Source organism: Bradyrhizobium sp., from assembly GCF_049798375.1.
GTDB lineage: Bacteria > Pseudomonadota > Alphaproteobacteria > Rhizobiales > Xanthobacteraceae > Bradyrhizobium.
Genome location: NZ_JBARGP010000392.1, coordinates 1 through 3,671, shown reverse-complemented (window position 1 = coordinate 3,671; position 3,671 = coordinate 1). Strand labels below are relative to the sequence as shown.

2 protein-coding genes are annotated in these 3,671 nt (G+C 61.8%); both read left to right on the top strand.

Translation table 11 applies throughout. From position 1 onward, the window contains the following. The first annotated feature begins 78 nt into the window (after positions 1-78). The gene (gene istA / locus WA702_RS16700) at positions 79-1,386 is read left to right on the top strand and encodes an IS21 family transposase (protein ID WP_425111649.1); all 1,308 of its coding nucleotides are present in this window, start codon (positions 79-81) and stop codon (positions 1,384-1,386) included. After that, a complete protein-coding gene (gene istB, locus WA702_RS16695; RefSeq protein WP_425111648.1) occupies positions 1,386-2,246 on the top strand; it encodes an IS21-like element helper ATPase IstB in 861 nt (286 codons plus the stop codon). Before istA ends, istB begins: the two co-directional genes overlap by 1 nt. The last annotated feature ends 1,425 nt before the right edge of the window (positions 2,247-3,671 follow it).

The window sequence follows — 3,671 nt, the reverse complement described above, 5'->3', positions numbered from 1 at the left end:
GTGTCGCGCGCCATGGAAAACTGCCCCCTCGGCGCCATGAGGAATTGCCCCCTCCTTGGATAGCCAAGGAGAGAGCAAATGAACGAGGAACGAATCACTAGAGGCTCGTCGTGGAGTGATCCACGGGGGCAGGTAATGAAGACGCGGGATGACGTGGCGGAGATGTTGCGCCTGAGGGCGTGCGGATGGGGGCTGAAGCGGATTGCGCGCGAGCTGGGCTGCAGCCATCACACGGTGAAGGGTTATGTGGCGGCGGGCGGGGTGAAGCCGTTTAAGTCGCCCGAGAGGCCGCAACGGCTCCATGGCCTTGAGGACTGGCTGCGCGAGAGGTTCATTCGCCATCGTGGCAATGCGGACGTGGTGCGCCAGGATCTATTGACTGAGAAAGGCGTGACAGTCAGCCGGCGAACGCTGCAGCGCGCGGTGCAGCCTTATCGGCAGGCGCTGAAGGCGGAGGCGCTTGCGACGACTCGGTTCGAGACATCTCCGGGTCGCCAGCTGCAAATCGACTTCGGGGAGCGTCTGGTCGAGATCGGCGGAACGAAGGTCAAGGCATTCGTGTTCGTGGCGACGCTCGGACATTCGCGACGGCTCCATGTGCGAGCGTTCCGGGCCGAGAAGCAAGAACACTGGTTTGCCGGGCTCGAGAGCACATTCACCACCTTCAGCGGTGTACCCGAGGAAGTGCTGATGGATAACCCACGCGCACTTGTGGTGCGCCACGACGCGGTGAGCCGGTCGGTTCAGTTCAACGACAGGCTGATTGCCTTCTCGAAGCACTGGGGCTTCCGTCCTCGCGCCTGCGCACCATATCGGGCACGCACAAAGGGCAAGACGGAGAATGGCGTTGGCTATGTGAAGAAGAACGCGATCGCAGGTCATTCCTTTGCAAGTTGGGAAGCGTTTGAGGCCCATCTCGCCAGGTGGGAGCGAGAGGTTGCGAACGTTCGTATCCACGGCACGACCGGCGAAGCACCGATCATCCGCTTCGCACGAGACGAGGCCCACCGGTTAAAACCGCTCGGCGGGCGGTCCTCGTTCGGATCATTGCGCGAGCTAACCCGGATCGTCGGCAATGATTGTGCCATCGAGATCGACACCAACAGTTACTCGGTACCCTGGCGCCTTATTGGTGAGCGCGTCGCGGTGACCGTCGCGGCTGGCGAGGTGCGGATCCGCCATGGCGTGCACCAGGTCGCGGTTCACGAGCAATCGAAGGGGCGCCGGGTGCGGATCGTCGATCCGATCCATCTCGATGGTATTGCCGGGCGCAATGGCGCGGTCCGCCGGCCAGAGATTGCAGCGGCGGTGCCGGGGTCGTCTCCCCCGCATTCGTTGTTGCGTCCGCTTGCCGAATATGAAGCCGTGATCGGGGGAAGCTTCTGATGACGCGCGCAAAGAAGGCAACCGAAGCACCGACTGATCCCCTTGATGCCATGCTGGCGCGATTGCAGCTCTCCGGCATCCGCGATCAGCTTGATAGTTTGCTCGACGAGGCGGCGCGCGCGAACCTGTCAGCGCGTGAGACGCTGATCCTGCTGTGCGAACGTGAGATCGCGCGCAAGGATCATCGGCGCATCGATATGGCGCTGAAGCTTGCACACTTCCCGGCCGTAAAGGAGCTCGCAGGCTTCGACTTCGAGGCGCAGCCCTCGATCGATCCCAAGCAGATCCGCGACTTGGCCGCGTCACGTTGGATCGCCAACGGCGAGAATGTGCTGCTGCTCGGCCCGCCGGGCGTCGGTAAGACGCACTTCTCGATCGCACTCGGGCGAGAAGCGATCCTGGCCGGTTACACGGTGCAGTTCACCACGGCGACGACGCTCGTCGCGGGCCTCGCCAAAGCGCATGGCGAGCGGCGCCTGGACGAGAAGCTGCTCGCGCTGGCGAAGCCGAAGCTGCTCATCGTCGACGAGCTCGGCTATCTGCCGCTGGAGCCGGACGCCGCGCATCTGTTCTTCCAGCTGGTCAGCCGCCGTTACGAAACCGGTGCCATGCTGATCACGTCGAATCGCAGCGTTGCCGAATGGGGCACCGTGTTTGCCGATCCCGTGGTCGCCACCGCGATCCTCGACCGGCTCCTGCACCACAGCCACGTGCTGACGATCCGCGGCGACAGCTACCGGCTCCGCGCCAAACGGAAGAGCGGCCTCATCAAGGCGCCGCCCGCCGGTGACGGCCCTCCGGTCGGCTCCGCCTCCCTCCGTCCCGTCACTGGCGGAAACGACCATCAAACAACATCATGAAACCGAGGGTGGGGGCAGTTCCTCATGGCGCCGAGGGGGCAGTTCCGGATGGCGTTTGACAGGCAAAGCGGGCGCATGGGCCACTGATCATCGGTGTTGACCCTGCACGGTTCGGAGCCGATAGCACGGCGGTTGCCTGGGCACGGTAGCGCGATCGCAAAAATTCAAGAAACGGCACAAGCTGGACACGATGCGCACCGCTGGCTGGATCGCCTCTGGGGAAATTGCGAGTGACTGCGGCTAGAAGCTCTCCACGACCGGCGACATTGCGGGGCGGGCCCTGTTCCGCTCTCTGTAACGATCTCGCGAGCCTCTCGAAGCGCCTTAGGAAGAACACCATCAATTGCCAGGTTTTCCCGAATGGTTTAGGGAGAGGCTTCACTTGTTCGCGAGAGAAGAGTTGGTGTTCCTGTCCGACTGCTCCCGACATCTCGCGCGCGAGATCGAGTCTGTTCGATATTTGCGAGCTGCCGTCCAGCGCGCGGAAGCACAAGCAGCTGGAGGGAGTATGGTCGTTCGGGCAATTGCTCCACTGATCCCCAAGCGGAGCGCGTTCGCTGCCGTAGCAGTAGTCTATTCTTTCTTGGCCTTAGCGTTGCTGTTATCACCCGTTTGGCTGACCGCTTTCGGGCTCCAAAAGATTAGGCGGAAGATGAAGTCAGCCTTGCAGGGCCGCGGGAAAAAAGCTGGACAGCTTGCCCATACGCTCGGACTATTGTTTTCCTGAAGATAGATCGCGACTGATCCCGCATGCTTCCGATAAGACAAAAGCCCGTGCCCTGGGGGCGAGCACGCGGCTCTCTTTGTACTAAGTTGAAGGCCGCTTCCGACCTGATGCCGGTGTGGTCTCTTCGGACCCGCTTGGTGGCCGCCATCTATCCAGCTTGCCGACCAAGCGCAGCTGGCCCAAGTGCGCCCGACTGCGGTGAGGCACTGCGGCACCTCCGCGATTGCTTCTAACAGCAGTTGCTAACAACCTCATGGCAATGAGAGCCACATTCACCGACAGCCAAATCCCTAGGCCGGCGATTATTTGCCCATAGCTCGCTTTCATGAAAGTCCCTCGGGCAATCTGTCGTTTGGAGCTTGGGCGCAGCCACCTTCGAAGCGTCCGGCAGACCAGAAGAGAAGCAGCCGAGCACGCTCCGCCTTCGGGAAGGTGTGAGGCGAGCGGCTCGGCTGTCATGCCGCGCGGCGGTGCGGCAATCGCCTTCGGCTCGACGCCGAAAGTCATATTTGTGCTTTAAAGTGCAGAGCGTTTCTATGAAGCGCCATTCCAAGCAAGCCGGCCAAAACAAGCATCGCACCGGCGGAAATTAGAGAACACGCGAACACCATGTTGCCTACCCTTCGCGGGTGAGCCCGAAACAGTAGAGGCTTTCGCCGCACGTCATCACTGATCAAAAAGCAAGCTGAGTGGAGTGT

Bases quoted from the DNA above. Each gene is read 5' to 3' on its own strand.
- istA (WP_425111649.1), top strand. From the start codon at position 79: ATGAACGAGGAACGAATCACTAGAGGCTCGTCGTGGAGTGATCCACGG.
- istB (WP_425111648.1), top strand. From the start codon at position 1,386: ATGACGCGCGCAAAGAAGGCAACCGAAGCACCGACTGATCCCCTTGAT.